The organism is Nonomuraea sp. NPDC050404 (assembly GCF_040655495.1).
In the GTDB taxonomy this organism is placed as follows: domain Bacteria; phylum Actinomycetota; class Actinomycetes; order Streptosporangiales; family Streptosporangiaceae; genus Nonomuraea.
Genome location: NZ_JBFAKB010000044.1, coordinates 20,761 through 39,937 on the forward strand (window position 1 = coordinate 20,761; position 19,177 = coordinate 39,937).

At 70.3% G+C, this 19,177-nt stretch carries 17 protein-coding genes; 6 read left to right on the forward strand and 11 right to left on the reverse strand.

From position 1 onward, the window contains the following. Positions 1-39 precede the first annotated feature (39 nt). Positions 40-486, forward strand: a complete 447-nt coding sequence (locus AB0I81_RS59140) for a MarR family transcriptional regulator (RefSeq protein WP_360678318.1) — start codon at positions 40-42, stop codon at positions 484-486. Between the two features lie 2 nt (positions 487-488). Here AB0I81_RS59140 and AB0I81_RS59145 read toward each other — a convergent pair whose 3' ends face one another. Then, positions 489-689, reverse strand: a complete 201-nt coding sequence (locus tag AB0I81_RS59145; RefSeq protein WP_360678320.1) for a hypothetical protein — start codon at positions 687-689, stop codon at positions 489-491. 105 nt (positions 690-794) lie between these two features. Further along, entirely contained in the window at positions 795-2,111 is a 1,317-nt protein-coding gene (locus AB0I81_RS59150; RefSeq protein WP_360678322.1) for a Glu/Leu/Phe/Val dehydrogenase, read from the reverse strand. 230 nt (positions 2,112-2,341) lie between these two features. On the opposite strand from AB0I81_RS59150, the gene AB0I81_RS59155 reads away from it, so the two are divergent. Further along, the gene (locus tag AB0I81_RS59155) at positions 2,342-3,892 is read left to right on the forward strand and encodes an alkaline phosphatase D family protein (protein ID WP_360678324.1); all 1,551 of its coding nucleotides are present in this window, start codon (positions 2,342-2,344) and stop codon (positions 3,890-3,892) included. Between the two features lie 246 nt (positions 3,893-4,138). Here the strand turns inward: AB0I81_RS59155 and rocD are convergent, their stop codons facing one another. The 3 genes from rocD to AB0I81_RS59170 all read right to left on the reverse strand — a co-directional run bounded on the left by rocD (position 4,139) and on the right by AB0I81_RS59170 (position 6,784). Then, entirely contained in the window at positions 4,139-5,353 is a 1,215-nt protein-coding gene (rocD, locus tag AB0I81_RS59160; protein WP_360678326.1) for an ornithine--oxo-acid transaminase, read from the reverse strand. Between the two features lie 2 nt (positions 5,354-5,355). Then, complete coding sequence (gene ddaH / locus AB0I81_RS59165) at positions 5,356-6,153, reverse strand: dimethylargininase (RefSeq protein ID WP_360678328.1); 798 nt, start codon at positions 6,151-6,153, stop codon at positions 5,356-5,358. Positions 6,154-6,277: 124 nt separating this feature from the next. Beyond that, on the reverse strand, positions 6,278-6,784 hold the full coding sequence (locus tag AB0I81_RS59170) for an Lrp/AsnC family transcriptional regulator (RefSeq protein ID WP_360678330.1): 507 nt from the start codon (positions 6,782-6,784) through the stop codon (positions 6,278-6,280). 93 nt (positions 6,785-6,877) lie between these two features. On the opposite strand from AB0I81_RS59170, the gene AB0I81_RS59175 reads away from it, so the two are divergent. Beyond that, the gene (locus AB0I81_RS59175; protein WP_360678332.1) at positions 6,878-9,229 is read left to right on the forward strand and encodes a GH1 family beta-glucosidase; all 2,352 of its coding nucleotides are present in this window, start codon (positions 6,878-6,880) and stop codon (positions 9,227-9,229) included. Here AB0I81_RS59175 and AB0I81_RS59180 read toward each other — a convergent pair. Further along, entirely contained in the window at positions 9,226-10,260 is a 1,035-nt protein-coding gene (locus tag AB0I81_RS59180; RefSeq protein WP_360678334.1) for a 2-oxoglutarate and iron-dependent oxygenase domain-containing protein, read from the reverse strand. The genes AB0I81_RS59175 and AB0I81_RS59180 overlap by 4 nt on opposite strands. Here AB0I81_RS59180 and AB0I81_RS59185 point away from each other — a divergent pair. Beyond that, on the forward strand, positions 10,251-11,462 hold the full coding sequence (locus AB0I81_RS59185) for a hypothetical protein (protein WP_360678336.1): 1,212 nt from the start codon (positions 10,251-10,253) through the stop codon (positions 11,460-11,462). The genes AB0I81_RS59180 and AB0I81_RS59185 overlap by 10 nt on opposite strands. A gap of 76 nt (positions 11,463-11,538) precedes the next feature. Here AB0I81_RS59185 and AB0I81_RS59190 read toward each other — a convergent pair whose 3' ends face one another. From AB0I81_RS59190 to AB0I81_RS59210, 5 genes are all read right to left on the reverse strand, one after another. Beyond that, on the reverse strand, positions 11,539-12,933 hold the full coding sequence (locus AB0I81_RS59190; protein WP_360678338.1) for a glycoside hydrolase family 16 protein: 1,395 nt from the start codon (positions 12,931-12,933) through the stop codon (positions 11,539-11,541). Positions 12,934-13,098: 165 nt separating this feature from the next. Next, on the reverse strand, positions 13,099-13,824 hold the full coding sequence (locus AB0I81_RS59195; RefSeq protein WP_360678340.1) for a hypothetical protein: 726 nt from the start codon (positions 13,822-13,824) through the stop codon (positions 13,099-13,101). Between the two features lie 47 nt (positions 13,825-13,871). Next, a complete protein-coding gene (locus AB0I81_RS59200; RefSeq protein WP_360678342.1) occupies positions 13,872-14,828 on the reverse strand; it encodes a hypothetical protein in 957 nt (318 codons plus the stop codon). A gap of 307 nt (positions 14,829-15,135) precedes the next feature. After that, positions 15,136-15,855: a DUF5941 domain-containing protein gene (locus AB0I81_RS59205; protein ID WP_360678344.1), complete on the reverse strand. Its 720-nt coding sequence runs from the start codon at positions 15,853-15,855 to the stop codon at positions 15,136-15,138. Continuing rightward, positions 15,852-17,408 (reverse strand): CDP-alcohol phosphatidyltransferase family protein, encoded by a 1,557-nt coding sequence (locus tag AB0I81_RS59210; protein WP_360678345.1) that lies wholly within the window; start codon positions 17,406-17,408, stop codon positions 15,852-15,854. Before AB0I81_RS59210 ends, AB0I81_RS59205 begins: the two co-directional genes overlap by 4 nt. Positions 17,409-17,560: 152 nt before the next feature. Here AB0I81_RS59210 and recO point away from each other — a divergent pair, with 152 nt between their 5' ends. Next, positions 17,561-18,295: a DNA repair protein RecO gene (recO, locus tag AB0I81_RS59215; RefSeq protein ID WP_360678347.1), complete on the forward strand. Its 735-nt coding sequence runs from the start codon at positions 17,561-17,563 to the stop codon at positions 18,293-18,295. Further along, the gene (locus AB0I81_RS59220; protein ID WP_360678349.1) at positions 18,292-19,065 is read left to right on the forward strand and encodes an isoprenyl transferase; all 774 of its coding nucleotides are present in this window, start codon (positions 18,292-18,294) and stop codon (positions 19,063-19,065) included. Before recO ends, AB0I81_RS59220 begins: the two co-directional genes overlap by 4 nt. The last annotated feature ends 112 nt before the right edge of the window (positions 19,066-19,177 follow it).

Consider the following 19,177-nt stretch of genomic DNA (forward strand, 5'->3'; position numbering starts at 1 on the left):
ATCCTCCCTCTTAACTCCCAGATGAAAGGACATTTCCCCATGACCGCTTCTGGGCTCGGGTCCTCGCTCGCCTACCTGCTGAGCCGGGCGGAGCGCAGCGTCAACAGGGGGCTGGCGGCAGTGCTCGTCGGCGAGGAGGTCACGGTCGAGCAGTGGCGCATCATGCGGGCGCTGGCCGACGGGCGGGGGGAGTCGATGGGCGAGCTGGCCGAGGCCGTGCTGATGCCGCATCCCACGCTGACCAAGGCCGTGGACCGGCTGATCGACCGGGCGCTGGTCTATCGCGGGCCGTCGAAGGGGGATCGGCGGCGGGTGGCGGTGTTCGTCTCGGGCCGGGGGGCCGAGCTGCTGGCCCGGGTGGACGGGGCGGTGGCCGAGCAGCAGGCGGTGATCGCGCAGGCGTTCGGGCGTGAGCGTACCGAACAGCTCATGCGCGACCTGGAGAGCCTGATGGAGGCGCTGGACTACGCCGAGCTGAGGATGTGACCTCAGTCCCGGTTGGTCTTCACGGCGGTGGCCGCGAGCAGCAACAATCCGCCGATCGCGGCCGTTCCCAGGCAGACGGGCACGGACAGGTCCACCAGCCGGGGCAGCAGACCCCATTGGCCGTCGAACCACTGCAGGCCGACGAAGGCGATGAGCCCCTGAGTGAACGCGATCACGCCGGCGATGTTCAGCAAAGATTTCATGTCTCCACGATCGCGAAACGGGGCCCGCCCCGGCATCGAACCTTGGGCGAGCCCCGTGCTACCAAAGCCGCGTGCTACTTGGGCCGCGTGCTACTTAAGTAGCACTCACGGATACAGTCCGCGCATCTGGTGCGCCTCGGCGACCCGGCCCACGCCGATGACGTGCGCCGCCTGCCGCAGCGACAGGCCGCGCTCGGCGGCCAGCGCACTGACCTCGGCGAAGGCGCCCAGCATGAGGTCGCGCAGCTTGAGCTCGATCTCGCCCGAGCTCCACGCGTACGCCTGCATGTTCTGCACCCACTCCAGGTAGGACACGATCACCCCGCCCGCGTTGGCCAGGATGTCGGGCACGACCGTGGTGCCGTTCGCGGCGAGGATCTCGTCCGCCCCGGGCGTGGTCGGGCCGTTGGCGCCCTCGACGATCAGGCGGGCACGCACCCTGGGCGCGTTGGCCTCGGTGATCACGCCTTCCAGCGCGGCCGGGACCAGCACGTCCACGTCCAGCTCGATCAGCTCGTCGTGGGTCAGTTCCTCGGCCTCGGCGAAGCCGCGCACGCCGCCGGTCTCGGCCACCCACGCGCGCAGGCGGGAGATGTCGAGACCGCCCGCGCGGTGAACAGCGCCGGTGGCGTCGGAGACCGCCACCACCTTGCAGCCGGCGTCCGCCAGGTACTGCGCGGCCGGCCCGCCCACCTTGCCGAAGCCCTGCACGGCCACGGTGACGCCCTCGGGCGAGCGGCCGAGCGCGGCCAGCGCCGCGATCTGCACGCCGCGTGAGGTCGCGCCCGCGCGCCCGAGCGAGCCGCCCAGCGTCATCGGCTTGCCGGTGACCACGCCGGGCACCGAGTAGCCGGCGCTGACGCTGTAGGTGTCCATGATCCAGGCCATGGTCTGCTCGTCGGTGCCGACGTCGGGCGCGGGGATGTCCTTCTCCGGGCCGATCAGCGGCAGGATCTCGCTGACGTAGCGGCGGGTCAGCCGCTCCTTCTCGCGCGTGCTGAGCGCGGCCGGGTCCACGGCCACGCCGCCCTTGGCGCCGCCGTACGGGATGCCGACCAGCGCGCACTTCCAGGTCATCCACATCGCCAGGGCGGTGACCTCGTGGATGTCGGTGGCCGGATGAAACCGGAGCCCGCCCTTGGCGGGGCCGCGCGAGACGTTGTGCTGGACGCGGAAGCCCTGGACGACGTCCAGGCGGCCGTCCTCGCGCCGTACCGGGACCGAGACGGTCAGCGAGCGGCGCGGCGTGGCCAGCATCGTACGGAGCCCGTCGTCGAGCCCGAGATGCCCGGCGGCCTGGTCGAGTTGGTGGAGAGCGGAGTCGAGGGCCTGACGGCCGGGTGAGGCCGGGCCTGGCGTATACGGGTACGGAGCCGTGGTGATCAGGGCAGCCGGCGTCTTTGACGGCACCATGATGCTCATGGAAGACAGTCCTCCTGTTGTAACGCCCGTTTGCGGGAAAAGCGCCGTTGCTTTCCCCTTTTGGGCGTTGTTGTCGCGATCATCCTAGAGCGGGTGGTTTGACCTTGCCTAGTTGTTGGTAGAAATCCAAGCCGTTGATCGGATGTTGTGGACCGTGCCACTCTGGCAGGCTTACGGGCGAGAGTGTGCCGGAACGTCGAATCGTCCGGAACGTCGAATCAGGAGGGTGAATGCCCGCACTCGTGGTGGGGCCGATGCTGCGCTACGTCGACTCTGTCAGCGCCTCGATCTGGGTGGAGACCGCCGAACCCTGCACGGTCACCATCGAGGCTGACGGCAGGGCTTACCGGTCGCCTACCTTCACCGTGCACGGGCACCACTACGCGATCGTGGATCTCGTTGAGTTGTCCCAGGATATCGCGTCGTATTCGGTTCGGCTCGACGGGGAGCAGGTTTGGCCCCTGGCGGGTCGCGCGCCGAGCCGGATCAGGCTGCTGCCCGCCGACGGGGTGCGCAAGCTGGCGTTCGGCTCGTGCCGCACCAGCGTGCCGCACGACGCCGCGCACGTGCGCACGTACGGCGACGACGTCCTGCGCGCGTTCGGCGCGCACCTGCCGGAGGCGGACGACGAGGAGTGGCCCGACCTGCTGCTCCTCCTCGGCGACCAGGTCTACGCCGACAACCCCTCGGCCGAGATGCTCGACTACATCCGCTCCCGCAGGAGCAACGAGCCGCAGGGGGAGATCGCCGACTTCGAGGAGTACGCCGAGCTCTACCGCCAGGCATGGACCGATGAGGAGATCCGCTGGCTGCTGTCCACGGTGCCGACCGCGATGATCTTCGACGACCACGACCTGCGTGACGACTGGAACACCTCGCAGCCGTGGCGCGAACAGATGGCCAAGACGTCGTGGTGGCGCCACCGGGTGGTGTCGGGGCTGGGGGCGTACTGGGTCTACCAGCACCTCGGTAACCTCTCACCCGCCGAGCGCGCCGACGACCCGCTGCTGGCCAAGCTCATGGCCGGCGACGGCGGGGCGGCGCTCGACGACTTCGCCGAGAAGGCCGACGTCGAGCCGAGCAGCAACCGCTGGAGCTACTCCCGCGACCTCGGCTCCACCCGTCTGATCGTGGTGGACACCCGGTGCGCCAGGCAGCTCACGCCCGGCGACCGGCGCATGCTCGACGCCAGCGAGTGGGCCTGGCTGGAGGAGCAGGTGACGCGGCCGGCCGACCAGCTGATCATCGGCTCGTCGATCCCGTTCATGCTGCCCGAGGGCGTGCACGGGGTGCAGAACTGGAACGAGGCGCTCTGCGACGGCAAGTGGGGCCCGGTCGTGCGGCGGTGGTCGGAGACGCTCAGGCAGGCCATCGACCTGGAGCACTGGGCGGCGTTCCGGCGCTCGTTCGACGACCTGGCCAGGCTGCTGATCGGGCTGGGCAAACCGGTGATGATCCTGTCGGGCGACGTGCACTACTCCTACCTCGCCAAGGCCGACAGGGGCCAGGTCTTCCAGATCGTCTGCTCACCGATCCGCAACCCGCTCAGCCGCATGCTGCGCTGGGCCAACGTCTTCACCCAGTTCTCGATCGCCACCCTGGTCGGCGCCCTGCTGGCGCGGCTGGCGGGCATCCCGCGCCCGCCGTTCCGCTGGCGGGTGGTCAAGGGGCCGGTGTTCCAGAACGCGCTGGCCACGCTCACCCTGCCGGAGGACCGGGTCACCTGGTACGGCTCCACCGGCGAGGTGGTCAAACCGATCGACAGTGTCCCTCTGCGCTGATGGGGGTCTTCCATCCGTTACGCGGTGCCGTGGTCTTCCACCCGCCGCACTTCGGCCGATGGCCCTCCAGGAAACGGCCGCTGATCCCTTCACCGGTGGCCCGCCGTTACGCGAGCCCACCTTGACCGGTCCGGTGGCAACAGAGCGCCGTGACGGCGCTCAGGCGGTGAACCGGAGAAGCGTCTCCCTGGACAGGGCCCGGCCACGTGCGGTGGGTGGGCCCTGCCGGGCGAAGCCGTAAAAGATCTATGTGGTTTTGAGCTCGTAGATAACGTCGACGAGCTGGTCGATCGCCCAGAGGAGGTCTTCCTCCGAGACCACGATCGGCGGGGCGAGGCGCAGCGTCGAGCCGTGCGTGTCCTTGGCCAGCACCCCCCGCTTCAGCAGCGCCTTGGACACCTCGCGTCCCGTGCCGATCGCCGGGTCGATGTCCACCCCCGCCCACAACCCGCGCCCGCGGACCTCCACGACCCCCTTGCCGATCAGCTCGCGCAGCTTCACGTGCAGCACGTCGCCGAGCTTGGCCGCCCTGGCCTGGAACTCTCCGGTGCCCAGGATCTCGATCACCGCGTTGGCGACCGCGCACGCCAGCGGGTTCCCGCCGAACGTCGACCCGTGCTGCCCCGGGTGGATGATCCCGAGCACGTCCCGATCGGCCGCGATGGCCGAGACCGGTACGACGCCCCCGCCCAGCGCCTTGCCCATGACGTAGATGTCGGGCACGACCCCTTCGTGGTCACACGCGAACGTCTGCCCCGTACGCCCCAGCCCCGACTGCACCTCGTCGGCCACCATCAGCACGCCCTCGGCCGTGCACAACGCCCGGATCTCGCTCAGGTACCCGTCCGGCGGCACCAGCACGCCCGCCTCGCCCTGGATCGGCTCCACCAGCACCGCGACGGTGTTCGCGTCCACGGCCCGCCTGATCGCCTCGATGTCGCCGTAGGGGACCAGCCGGAAGCCCGGCGTGTACGGGCCGAAGTTGTCGTGCGCCTCCGGATCGGTGGAGAAGCTGACGATCGTGGTGGTGCGGCCGTGGAAGTTGCCCTCCATCACGATGATGTTCGCCTGGTCCGGCTCGACGCCCTTGACCTCGTAGCCCCACTTCCGCGAGACCTTGATGGCGGTCTCGACGGCCTCGGCGCCGGTGTTCATGGGCAGGACCATGTCCTTGCCGGTCAGATCGCCGAGTCCGGTGCAGAACTGGGCGAACTGGTCGTGGTAGAAGGCCCGGCTGGTCAGCGTGAGCCGTTCGAGCTGCTCCTTCGCCGCCTCGATGATCTTCGGGTTGCCGTGGCCGAAGTTGAGCGAGGAATAGCCGGACAGGCAGTCCAGGTACCGCTTGCCCTCGACGTCGGTGACCCAGGCGCCGTGCGCCTCATGGATCACCACCGGCAGCGGATGGTAGTTGTGCGCCCCGCGGCGCTCGCTCACTTCGATCAGCTCTGCGCTGGTGGTCATGATCAGTTCTCCCCCCTGATCTCCAGTGTGCAGCACTTGGGTCCGCCACCCGCCTTACGCAGCTCCGACAGCTCGACCGGGATCACCTCGTACCCGCGCCGCTTGAGCTCCAGTTGCAGGTTCGACGCCTCGGCGTTGACGACCACGTTCGTGCCGTCGCTGACCGCGTTCAGCCCCAGGACCCCGGCGTCCTCGGCGGTCGCGACCACCGCGTCGGGGAACATGCGGCGCAGCACCGCGAGGCTGCCGGGCGAGAACGCGCCCGGGTAGTAGGCGACGTTGTGCCCGTCGAGCGGGAACAGCGCCGTGTCGAGGTGGTAGAAGCGCGGGTCCACCAGCGTCAGCGAGATCACCGGGCGGCCCAGGTACTCCTGCGCCTCCTGGTGGGCCACCACGTCCGTGCGGAAACCGGTGCCGGCCAGCACGACGTCCTCCAGCGTGAGGAAGTCGCCCTCGCCCTCGTTGACGTGCGCCGGAGCCAGCGCCGGGTAGCCGCGCTCGGTGAACCAGCGCAGGTAGGCGGGGCCCTCGGGGCCGCGCTGCGGGTAGGCGAAGCGCGCGCCGTAGACCCGGCCGCCCACGACCAGGGCGCCGTTCGCGGCGAAGACCATGTCGGGCAGGCCCTCGATCGGGTCGATCAGGTCCACCTTGTGGCCGAGTTCCTCGTACGCCGCTTTCAGGCCCTCCCACTGCCGGACCGCCACCTCGCGGTCCGCGCCGGTTTCGGGGTGCATCCACGGATTGATCGCGTACTCCACCGCGAAGTAGTCCGGACGACACATGAGGAAGTGTTTGGGCATGCAGCGCTCCATCGGCTCAACAAGGGAGGGAACCCCATCGGTGGGGATGCTCCCAGGGTAGGAATCGGAGTTTGCGCAGGCCAAGGGGTTGACATTGCGTGATGGCGGCGGTCTGTTGCGTCTCTCAGGGTGCGGTGGGGGATTCGTTGCGCGGGTCCGGCGCACCAGGCACGGGAGGGGGCACCGCGGCGCCCGGAGGGGTGTCCACGAGCCTCGACAACACGATGGCGCTCTTGGTCCGCACCACGAACGTCATCGCGGCGATGCGCTCGATCACCCGCTCCACGTGGCGTACGTCGGTGGCCCTGATGTGCAGCAGCGCGTCCGCCTCGCCCGTGATCGTGGCCGCCGCCACCACCTCGGGGAACTTCGACACCGCCAGCGCGATGTCCGACGGCTTGGTCTTGCCCTGGCAGAACAGCTCCACGTACGCCTCGGTCGTCCAGCCGAGCGCCCGCGGCGCCACCCGCGCGCTGAACCCCGTGATCGCCCCGGCCCCGCGCAGCCGGTCCACCCGCCGCTTGACCGCCGACGCGCTCAACCCCACCTGGTGGCCGATCTCGGCGTAGGTCTGGCGGGCGTCGTCCACGAGCGCCGCGATGATGTCACGATCGAGCTGGTCCAGTTCCACGCGCCCTGTATACCCCCTGGCCAGGCTGGCGCGCGACGAGCCGGGCGCGGGAGACTGGGTGCTTCGACCATGACGTGAAAGGCCGCCGCCGCGATGAGCACCTCGACTTTCCCCCGCGATTTCGTCTGGGGGGTTTCCACCTCGGCTTTCCAGGTCGAAGGGGCCACTTCCGCCGACGGCCGCCGGCCGTCCATTTGGGACACCTTCTCCGCGGACCGGGCCGAGGCGTGCGACCACTACCACCGATATCCAGAAGACGTGCGGCTGATGAAGGACCTGGGAATGGCCGCCTACCGGTTCTCGGTGAGCTGGGCGCGCGTTCTCCCGGAAGGGCACGGCAAGCCGAACGCGGCCGGCCTCGACTTCTACGACCGGCTGCTCGACGAATTGGTGGCGGCCGGCATCACGCCGTACGCCACCCTTTACCACTGGGATCTGCCGCAGGCCCTGGAGGACCGCGGCGGCTGGCCGGAGCGCGAGACGGCGCTGCGTTTCGCCGACTACGCCGCCGCCGTGCACGAGCGGCTCGGCGACCGGGTGGACACGTGGTTCACGCTGAACGAGCCGTGGGTGGCGGCGTTCCTGGGGTACGGCTCCGGCGTCCACGCCCCCGGGCGCAAGTCGGCGGCCGACGCCTTCCGCGCCGCCCACCACATGTTGCTGGCCCACGGCCTCGGCGCGCAGGCCCTGCGCGCGGCCGGCGCGGCGAAGGTGGGCGCGGTGCTCAACCTCTCGCCCGTCATGACGCCCGCCCAGGTGAGCGACTTCGGCAGGGAACTGTCGGAGGAGGACGCGGAGGCCGTGGCCAGGATCGACGCGCTGGCCAACCGGCAGTTCCTGGAGCCGATGTTGCGCGGCGCGTACCCGGCCGAGTCGCTGGCCGTCGCCGAGCGCAACGGCGGGGTCGAGCACATCAGGGACGGCGACCTGGAGCTGATCGCCCAGCCGCTCGACGTGCTCGGCGTCAATTACTACACCCCGTTGGTCGTGCAGGCGCAGCCGAGCGAGCCCGCCGACCCGGCATATCCCGGCAGCACCGGAATCCTGTTCTGCACGATTCCCACGGCGGTCACCGCGATGGGCTGGCCCATCGTCCCCGGTGGCCTTTCCCTGCTGCTGCGCCGCATTTCCCGCGAATACCCGGACCTCGACCTGATGGTCACCGAGAACGGCGCCGATTTCGTGGACGTCGTGACCGGCGACGGCATTCACGACGTGGACCGCATCAGCTTCATCGAGGAACATCTGCGGGCCCTGCGCGCGGCCATCGAGGAGGGCGCGCGGGTACGCGGCTATTTCGTCTGGACGCTGCTGGACAATCTCGAATGGTCCGAGGGCTACCGGCGTAAATTCGGCCTCGTGCACGTGGACTTCGCCACCCAGCGGCGGCGGCCGAAGGACAGCGCGCTGTGGTACCGCGACGTCATCCGGCGGGGCGGCCTGGCCGAGACCCGCCCCGCCCGCCCGACCCTGGAGACGGTGGCCGCCCGCGCGGGCGTGTCCAGGGCCACGGTCTCGCGCGTGGTCAACGGCGAGTCGTCGGTGAGCGCGCAGGTGCGCGAGTCGGTGATGCGGGCCGTCAACGAACTCGGCTACGTGCCCAACCTGGCCGCCCGCAGCCTGGTCACCCGCCGCACCAACGCGGTCGCCCTGGTCCTGTCGGTGCCCAGGCAGGGCGGCGACGCGCTCACGGCCGCCGTGGTCCAGTACGTCACGAGCCTGCTGGAGGGCGCGGGCAAGCAGATCACGCTCATGCTCGCCGACACGGCCGAGAGCCACCGGCGCATCGTCGCGCACGTCGAGGCCGGGCTGGTGGACGGGGTCGTGCTGCTGCCGCCCGACCGGGCCGACACGCTGGCCGAGCGGCTCTCGCGCACCGGGGTGCCGGTCGTGTTGCTGGGCAAGCCGGCGATCGCGTCGCTGGTGCCGTACGTGGACGTGGACAACGCCGGCGGAGCAGCGGCCGCCACCGAGCATCTGCTCGCCCGGGGCCGGACCACCATCGGCATGGTGTGCGGGCCCATGGACCTGGTCGCCGTGCAGGACCGGCTCGCCGGCCACCGCGCCGCGCTCCAGCGTGCCGGACTCGGGCCGCGCCTGGCGCTGGCCGACGGCCTGACCCGCGCGGCGGGCGTCTCGGCCACCCTGCGGCTGCTCGGCGACGAGCCCGCGCTGGACGCCGTCTTCGCCGCCACCGACCAACTCGCCATCGGGGCGCTGTGGGCGGCTCGGGAGGCGGGCAGGCGGGTGCCGGAGGACCTGGCGGTCGTGGGCTTCGACGACGTGGACGCGGCCTCGGCCACCACGCCCGGCCTGACCACCGTCCGCGTCCCGGTCGCCGACCAGGCCCTGGCGCTGGCCCGGCTGCTGCTCTCCCGCCTCGAAGGCCGCCACACGACCTCGGTTGTGGTCCCGGCCAGGCTGGTCGTCAGGGAGTCCGCTTAGAGCCGCTGCCGGGTGAACAGATGCGGGAAGACCTTGGCGACCTTGGAGAGCAGGTACTCGCCGTAGGTGCCGGTGAAGTCCACCTGGCCGTCCCAGCGGTGGCCGGGGGCGTAGGGGAGGGGCGGGACCTCGCTGTCCCGGCCGGGGTCGAAGAAGAAGGGGAAGCTGAGGCGCTCGTTGCCGCTGCGGTTGCGTACGCGGTGCGGGGTGGAGCGGTATTCGCCGCCGGTGAGCTTGTCGAGCATGTCGCCGATGTTGCACACGAACGTGCCGTCGATCGGGGGCGCCTCGATCCATCCCGACTTCGTGCGTACCTGCAGCCCGCCGTTGGAGTCCTGCAGCAGCAGGGTGAGCAGCCCGTAGTCGGTGTGCTCGCCGACGCCCCACGCGTCAGGGACGTCGGCCGGACCCGGCGGATAATGAAATATCCGGAAAAGGATGGTGGGGCGGGCCGTGTAGCCCGTACGGAAGTAGTCCTCGCTCAGGCCCAGGCTCAGCGCGATCCCGCCCATGATGGCCTGCCCGAGTGCCGTCATCGCGCCGAGGTAGGCGAGCACCGCCTCCCGCAGCTCGGGCACCTGGGCCGGGAACAGGTTCGGCCCGCGCAGCGGCAGCGGGCCCGGTGGTTCCTCGGCGCCGAAGTAGACGCCCTCCTTCAGGTCGGGACGGCCGGAGGTCAGCTCGCCGCCGACGGGGAAGAAGCCCCGCCACGCCCGGCCGCCCCGCTCCATGGCGATCTCGTTCTTCGCCTCTTCCGGCAGCGCGAAGAAACGCCGGCCGGCCGCGTCGAGCCGCTCGATGAGCTCCGGCGGCACGCCGTGCCCCGTCACGTAGAAGAAGCCGGTCTCCCGGCACGCCGCGCCGATCTCCCGCGCCACGGCCCGCCGGTCCGCGCCCGCCGTGAGAAGAGGTGACACATCAATCACCGGAAGTTCGCTCACTCCTACCATTGTTCCCGGATTTCTCCGGCTTTCATTCCGGGAATTAGCATCGAAGGCAGAACCCCCGCCGGGGAGGCCCGATGCGCTCATTCCGCCGCAACCGCCGCTCGGGACGGCGAACGGAACCCGATGCCGGCGACCAGATCACCCGCATCGCGCCCGTCATGGCCTACGACGGGGACCTCTACCGCCTGCCCGACTGGGCGCGCCGCCGCCGCGAGGAGCGCGAGCTCGGCCGCGCGCACGCCGCCGACGGCCAGATCGACACGCTCACCCTGCAGACCGGCAGCGTGCCCCGTTTCCACGAACTGGAGGACGAGCGGCTGGAGGAGCTGGCCAAGCTCGACGAGCGCGCGGAGCAGGAGGGCCAGCTCGCGCGGGCCGAGTTCGAGGGGCAGAAGATCCGCCTGGCGGAGTCGCAGCGCACGTTCGGCGAGGTCAGGAAGGCCCTGGAGGACAGCAGGCAGCGGGTCGCGGAGCTGGAGCAGCCCAGCCGCCGCCCCGGCGACGGCCGCCCCAGCTCGATCGCCGTCTCGGGCGGGCAGTGGCCCGTCGTCCGCCGCTGGCTGCCCGCCGCGCTGCTGCTGCTCCTGCTGCTCATCGTCGAGGTGCCGATCCTCTATCAGGTCATCCTGAGCTGGGGCGACAGCGTGGCGATGACCGCGCTGCTGGCCGCGGGAGCCGCGCTGATCATGCTGGTGGCGCCGCACATGTACGGGCGGGCGTTCCGGTCCTGGCAGGAGCACGGCTCCTCGGCCAAGGGGCGCCTGCTGCTGATCGGCGTGGCGGCCGTGTGGCTCGGCCTCATCGTCGCCGTGGCCGTACTGCGCCGTGACGCCCTGGTCAGGCCGCTGGTGGTGGACGGGCAGGAGATCGGGCCCACGTCCGGCGGGGTCGGGCAGTTGCCCACCATGATCCTGCTCCTGGCGCTCCTGGTGGCCACCGCCCTCATCGCCGCCGACCTGGGGCGGCGCATGCACAACCCCAACGACCGGCGGTTGTGGGAGCTGCGGGCCAAGCGCGACGCCGAGGCCAGGGCGTGCGCCGCCGCCCAGGCCGACTACCAGCGGGACGCGGGGTACGCGGAGAGCATCGCGCAGTACCTGCAAGGGGTGGAGCGGCGGCGGGCCAGCCGGCTGCGGCAGCTGGAGAGCGGTTTCGACAGCCTCGCCACGGCCTACCTCGGGGGAGTGGTGGAGGGACTGCGGGATCCGGAGGCGGCGAGCTGGGCCGAACGCATCGTGCTGCGCCGCCGCACGACGGCCCGCGACGGCCCGGACCACCCCTCCTGACTTTGGGCCGGGTACGGATTGACCCGGCCTCCCGGATGCTCTTGTCATCCGAGAGGCCGGGGGCTTGGGGGCTCGATCAGGAAGTGGCGAAGGTGAACCAGTTGACGTTGACGAAGTCGGCGGGCTGGCCGGAGGAGAAGGTCAGGTACACCGTGTGGGTGCCCGTCACCCCCGAGATGTTCGCCGGCACCGTACGCCAGCTCTGCCATCCACCCGTGTTGGAGATCGAGAAGTCACCGATGGGCGCGGCGGTCGGGCTGCCCAGGCGTACCTGCACCAGGCCGCCCACCCCGGCCGCAGCCCCGGAGGCCACCCGCGCCCTGAACTGCCTGGCCGCCGTGGAACCGAAGTTGACGCCGTCGAAGCGCAGCCAGTCGCCATTGGCGATCGCCCCGATGTTCTGCCCGCCGCCCGAGTCCGTGGTGGTCTCGGTTATGGTCCCCGACTGCGCCTGGTAGCGCTCGGCCTGGATGGTCGAGCGGGCGTCCACGCCACCGGGGTCGGGCGGGTCGGTCGGGTCGGTGCCGCCGCCGTTGCTCTGCCAGACCGCCACGTAGTCGACCATCATCGGCCGCCCGGGCACGGTCGCCGCGGTGGGGGTCTGACCGCCCAGCGCGTTGGGGAACGCCCCGCCCATCGCCACGTTGAGCAGCAGGAAGTAGCCCGCGTGGCCGGTCATGTTGTTCCAGGTCGTGGCGTCGAACTGGCCCTGGTTCACGCTGTGGAACTGCTGGCCGTCCACGTACCAGCGCAACTGGTTGGGGCTGACGCTGCGGTCCCACTCGAAGCGGTAGGTGTGGTAGGCCGACTGGCAGGTCGAGCCGGGGCAGGCGCGGCTGGCGCCGAGCCCGGTGGTCTCGTTGCACGGCCCGCCGGGGCTGACGCCGCAGTGCAGCACGCCCCACACGGAGTTGATGCCGTTGACGTTCTCCATGATGTCGTACTCGCCGATGCCCGGCCAGTTCCAGTAGTTGCCCCGGTACGGCGCACCGAGCGCCCAGAACGCCGGCCAGTAGCCCAGAGCGGCGTTGCCGGTCACGTTCGGCATCTGGATGCGGCCCTCGATGCGCAGGACGCGGCCGGCGGCGGGCTTGAAGTCGCTGCGCCGGGTCTCGATGCGGGCCGAGGTCCACTCGCCGGAGGAGCTGCGCAGCGGCGTGATGCGCAGGTTGCCCGAGCCGTCGAGGCTGAGGTTGGAGGTGCTGGAGGTGTAGTTCTGGACCTCACCGGTGCCCCAGTTGGCCGGGCCTCCCGGGTAGGAGTGCCCGGTGTCGATGATCCAGTTGTTCGACGAGGGAAGGGTGTTGGCGGAGCCGTTGAAGTCGTCGGACCAGACGAGGGACCAGCCCGACGGGGTGGGCGGCACGGACGCCAAGGCGCTGACCGCCGTGTGGACGAGCAGGCCGCTGAGTGTCACTAACGCCGCGGCCACGGCCGCCAGGCGGCTCCGGTGCCGTTTCGCTGTTGTCATACTCACTCCTGGGGGGTGCCTGAGCGCCGAGAGAGAGCGCTCTCTGCAAGATCTGAGCACACCCTTAACTTGCTGTCAATAAACCAAACAGGCGGCGGAGTAGTGGGGTGCGAGCGGTTCTGGAGAGCGCTCTCGACAGGGAATCCGCATGCCCGGCCTCTCCGGTCAGAGCAGGTCAACCGGGGATGCGCCGGACGCCTCGAACGCCTCCCGCCAGAAGCTCTCCAGCAAGGGGAAGCGATCCGGGTTCGACGTCTTCTCCCGCAGGAAGCCATGGACGATCACCGCGTACCCGGTCAGGTCCGGCAGGAGCCGTGCGTCGCGCAGCTCCTTGATCTTCTGCTGCTGGGCGCTCTCGGCCAGGTCCAGCCGGTTGATGTCCAGCTCGCCCCGGTTGTTGATCAGGTCGCTGAACACGATGATCTGGTGCGCCTTGTCCGGCTGACGCTGCGCGCTGAGCTGCTTGACCAGGTAACGCAGGGCGCCCAGGACGTCCGAGCCCTCACCCTCGGGCGGGCAGTCGAACAGCTTGACCGCCCTCGGCAGGACCTCCGTGCCGCGGTGCTCCCTGACGCGCTCCTCCACGACCGGGTTGTCGTTGGGGTTCTCGGCCCGGGTGGCGGCGATGGGCACGGGGTCCTGACGGCAGGTGCTGCTCTCCGAGCTGCCCGTCACCGCCGCGAAGCCGATCCAGTCGCATTCCCGGGCGAAGGCGGGGAGCTTGGAGGTGACGTCGGTTCTGGAGGTGGCGGGGTCGGCGTAGCTGGTGGAGTCCACGATCACACCACACACGGCCCTGGCCTCGGTGCCACACGCCGCCACCCCGGCCGTGGCCACGACCAGCAGGACGCCTAACGCGGCCGCGTGTGCTGGTCGTCCGCGGCGCGCCATGGGGGTTCCTGACTCGGCCGGGCGGGCTGGTTGTCTGCGGCGCGTCATCAGGGGCGGCCCTCACGTGAGTCGCCACTTCGCGGCGAGCCGTCCCTTTCCGAGGGCTCGCCGGCCTCAGAGGAGGTGGCGTCGGGGTTCGACTGCGCGAGTTGGGCGGGGCCGTGGTCGTGGGGGAGCCGTCCGGGGGCGGGGTCGTGGTGGAGTTGGGCGGGCATGACCTGGGCGTGCCAGAGCTCGATGCGGTGCTCGACCTCGCGCAGGATCCGCCCGATCTCCTCGCGCCCCGAGGCCGCCTCGGCCGTCTCGCCTCCGGCGTTCATCGCGATCACCTCGCCCTTCCACAGCGGCGGGATCTCCTCCTTGCGCGGATGGCTGCGCAGCACGCCGCTCTTGTAGGCGGCGATGAGCCGTTCGGCCCTGGCGTGCACGGCCTCCACCTCGTGGTCCCGCTCGATCAGCGCGCTCTCCCACTCCTGCGTGAGGTGCTCGATGCGGGCCCTGGCCCGCTGCACGCCGGCGTCCGACTCCTCGACCACCGCCCGCCGCCGCGCCTCCGCCCGCCGCACCCTGGACTCCGCGATCGAGATGAACGGGTCAGCCTCGCGAACATCCTCGCGAGCACTCTCATAAGGGGAGCGATCCTCGTGAGGGGCGGGTTCAGGCGGCCGGGGGCGGTCCGTGGCGGGTCGTGGGGTGACCGCGCGCACCGCGTGCCCGTTCACCTGCGAACGCGTGTCGCTCCTGCTCAGCTCGCGCAGGATCGTCTCCCGCTCCCCGAGCGCTCGCTCCAGCAACGCCGTACGCGTGGCGGCCAGCCGCCGATCGACCTGCGTGACCTCCTCGCGGACCCGGGCCCGAACCTCCGTCACGTACGCGGGCTGGAACTCCGGATCCGTGAACTCGCCCAGGGGATGCCGCCGGGCGTCCCGCATCCCCAGCCGGCGCGCTTGTTCCCGCTCGGTCGGCGGGTCGCCCGTATTGAACAGCCGCGACAAGAACGCCATCCGCGTCTCCTGGCTCCGGCCGGACCGGCAGCCGGCCCACGTGTTCGTCAAACCAGACTAAGTGGTCAGTTCCCGCGATGGAGGTCATGTCACTCGATAGCGGAAGGTATCGGCTCGACCACCTCGTCGGCCCAGGTGGCGCCGTTACGGTGGCGCGCCACTGAAGGGTCAGAGGCGTCACCCTGGAAGGTGCTGTGGCCGGTGCGGGTTGGGGGGTTCGGGGGCCGGCCGTACAAGATGGGAAAAAACACAGACGGCGCCGCACTGAGCGTGCGGCGCCGCATGAGGAGACGGCGAAGAAGAAAAACTAGCCCTTCTCCGCCTCGCCGGTGGCCTGTTCGAGGGCGTCCTCGGGGGAGGCCTCCAGGTCCTGTTCGGCGTCGGCGGTGGACTGGGCGGAGGCCTTGTCCAGGCGCACCCAGCTCGTCACGCTCTCCACCGCGAACAGCACGAACAGGTACGCCGTCAGCACCGCGAGCACCGGCGTCAGCCGGTCGAGCGCCGCGCCGACGCCGATGATCAGCAGCCGCAGCTCCCAGCCGAGCCCGGCGTAGAACACCCAGGCGGGCGGCCAGATGCTCTGCCGGGTCCGGTAGACGGTGTCGTAGGTGTGGTAGCCGACGACGTACACCAGCACGAACAGCAGCCACTTCGGCGCGTCCGCCGCCAGGCCCAGGGCGATGATGGTGAAGAACTCCGCGGCGCGCAGCAGCGGCGGGGTGAGCCAGTCGAAGCGGCCCAGGTGGTTGCGCGGCGTCGTGGGCAGCACGAGCAGCAGCACGATCGCCACGGGCAGCAGGAGGATGGGGCCCGGCTGGAGCAGCCCCGTGACCGTGATGGCGACCACGGCGAGCAGGGCCACGAGCGTGGCGGGCACGGGCGGCAGACCGGGGCCGAGCTTGTCGGACAGGGCGCTGGCGAGCGGGCCGTCGTCGCGGTAGGCGACGAGACGGGCGGTCTGGATGCGGCGGCGCTCCTCGTCGGGGTCCGGCGTGGGGGTGGCCATGGCCTGCGGGTGGGTGATCATACGAGCGACCTCATGAGGCGTCCGGTGAGGGTGTAGGCGGCGGCGACGGAGCCCCAGACCATCAACGTGATGAAGGTGATCCGGGCGTCGAAGAGTGCGGCGGTGATCGCGATGGCCGCGAAACGCTCGCCGATGGGGAAGACGATCATCTTACGCGCCCAGTGGACCGCCCGGTGCTTACCGGCCTTCGTCCACATCTTCAGCAGGCCACGAACGCCCTGGTTGCGCTCCTCTTTCCGGCGCACGAGCTTCTGACGCAGCTCGCGGTCGTCGGGGGCGTCCAGCGCGATCGTGGGCAGCGGAGACGGGGGCTTGCGGCGGTTCGCGGCGCCGAAGGAGAAGTCGAGCAGATGGCGTACGGACTGCAGGCCCAGCGCGGCCAGCGCCAGAATCCAGATCTCCTCGCCGTTGCCGGAGACCACCCAGCCGACGGCCAGGCCCGCGAAGACCACATACTCCTTGAACCGGTCGAACGTGGCGTCCAGCCATGCCCCCAGCACGCCGAACTTGCGGGCATACCGGGCGACCTGCCCGTCCACGCAGTCGAAGACGAAGGCGAAGTAGATCAGGATCCCGCCCAGCACCATCCACGGGCGGTCGCCGGTGGCGAAGCAGGCGGCCGCGGCGATGCCGAGCGCGATCGAGATCAGCGTCACCTGGTTGGGCGTCAGCCCGCGCCGGGCGGCCCAGCGCGCGATGTAGCGGGAGTAGGTGGAGACGAAGTACGTGGTGAAGAAGCCGTCGGCGCCCTTGACCGCGTTGTTGAGGCGGGAGCGGTCCTCGTCCATGCCGGCCATCTCGGCGCCGGCCTCGTTGATCTCCTCCTGGGTGGTGACCCGGCGGTAGAACAGGTCGCGGCGGCCCCTGATGCCGACCGACACGCCGTTGCGCACCAGGCCGAAGGCGATGAGCTGGACGAGGTCGTCGTCCGGGCCGAACCGGTCGGCCATGTCCGCCAGTTCGCGGCAGGTCTGCGCCAGGGTGGGCGCGTTACGGGCGCTGACGTGCAGCGGGCCGAGGATGATGCCGTTGGGTCTGGTGACGGCGTGCGAGGCGGTGCCCACCGAGACCAGGCGCGACTTGCCGACACGGGCGCGCACGGGCAGCCCTTCGAGGCGGTTGAGCCCGATCTCGGGCTCGGCCTCGTCGATCGGAATACGATCTTCGCCGCCGTTGTCGTCGGCGGTGTTGTCCTCGGGACCGTTCTCTTCCTGGCCGTTGTCCTCCGTCACCCCCACACGCGGCTCTTTCGCGACGAGCGCCAGCGCACCGCGCTTGGACTTGATGATCTGGTAGATCAGCTCGTCGTGGACGACCGAGTTCTCCGGGATGATGAACAGGCTCTCCGTTGCTGACTCGGCGACGTCGGCCACGGCGCGCAGAGCGGTGGCCACGTCGTCCGACGGGATCGCGGCGAGACGCGGATCCATCGAGGTGAGCTGGCTGCGCAGACGTTCGGACACGGTCGGATTGCCGGAGAGCGCGGCCAGCCTCAGGCCGGTCGGAGAGATGTCGGGGCCGGGCGAGGCGCCCAGCAGGACCACGCGGGTCATGACTCCCTTTCGAGGCGGTAGCGGGGGGTTGAACAACGGGTAATGCGGGGGACTGACGCCAAAGTCTAGTGATGGTGACGCAAAGTCGCGTCACCAGAGCATGCCCGTAACGTCCAGTCTGCCGGTATAGGTGGCGGCCGTAAGATGTTCGAGTGAGTCTCTACCGTGACGAAGGCGTGGTCCTGCGCACCCAGAAACTCGGGGAAGCCGACCGCATCGTCACCATCCTGGCCAAGCGCACCGGCAAGATCAGGGCGGTGGCGCGCGGGGTGCGCCGCACGACCTCGCGCTTCGGCGCGAGGATGGAGCCGTTCACACACGTTGACGTGCAGTTCCACACCGGCCGCACCCTCGACGTGGTCACCCAGGCGGAGACGATCAGACCCTACGGAGAGGCGCTGGCCGCCGACTACCCCCGTTACACCGCCGGCAGCGCGATGCTGGAGACCGCCGACCGCCTGACGCACGGCGAGAAGGAGCCGGCGCTGCGGCAGTTCCTGCTGCTGGTGGGCGGCCTGCGCACGCTCGCGGAACGGCAGCACGAGGCCAGGCTGGTCCTGGACGCCTACTTCCTGCGCTCCCTGGCCGTGGCCGGCTACGCCCCCGCCCTTGAGGAGTGCGCGAAGTGCCAGACGCCCGCGGTCAGGGCGTTCGCCATCGTCGCAGGTGGCGTGGTGTGCGGAGGATGCCGCCCGGCGGGCGCTGCCGTGCCCGCGGGTGAGACGATCGGGCTCATGACGGCGCTGCTGCGCGGCGACTGGGCCACCGCGGACGCCTCGGAGTCCCGCCACCGCAGCGAGTGCAGCGGCCTGGTGGCCGCTTATCTGCAATGGCACCTCGAACACGGCATACGCTCTCTTCGACACGTTGAAAGGGAGCCCGTGTGAACGTACGACCGCCGACCCCGCACCCGTCGGGAGCGACTCCGCCGGCCATCCCGAAAGAGCTGGTGCCCCAGCATGTCGCCATCATCATGGATGGCAACGGCCGCTGGGCCAAGGCTCGCGGGCTGCCCCGTACCGAGGGGCACAAGGCGGGTGAATCCTCGTTGTTCGACGTCATCGAGGGGGCGCTGGAGCTGGGTGTTCCCTATCTGAGCGCGTTCGCGTTCTCGACGGAGAACTGGAAGCGCTCGCCCGATGAGGTGCGTTTCCTGATGGGGTTCAACCGCGACGTGATCCGGCGCCGGCGCGACGAGCTCAACGCCATGGGCGTACGCGTGCGCTGGGCGGGCCGGCCGGGGCGGTTGTGGAAGAGCGTCATCTCCGAGCTGCAGACGGCCGAGGAGATGACGGTGAACAACCGGAAGCTGACATTGCAGTTCTGTGTCAATTACGGCGGGCAGGCCGAGATCGTCGATGCGGCGCTCAAATTGGCGCAGGACATCGCGGCCGGCCGGGTCAAGCCGTCCAAGGTCAACGAGAAGGTGTTCGCCCGTTACCTGGACGAGCCGGAGATCCCGCCGGTGGACCTGTTCCTGCGCTCGTCGGGGGAGCAGCGGTTCTCCAACTACCTGTTGTGGCAGTCGGCCTACGCCGAGATGGTCTTCCTCGACCGGCTGTGGCCCGACTTCGATCGGCGGGACCTGTGGGAGGCGTGCGAGATGTACGCCAAGCGCGACCGGCGCTACGGCGGAGCGATCCCGAACCAGGTCTAGGACCGGTTCCAGGACCGTTTCCTCCAGCGGGTTCGCTCCGGGGTTCTACGCGGGTTCGCTTCGGTAGCGGCCGGGCGTGGTGCGGGCTCTATGCGGGTTCGCTTCGGTAGCG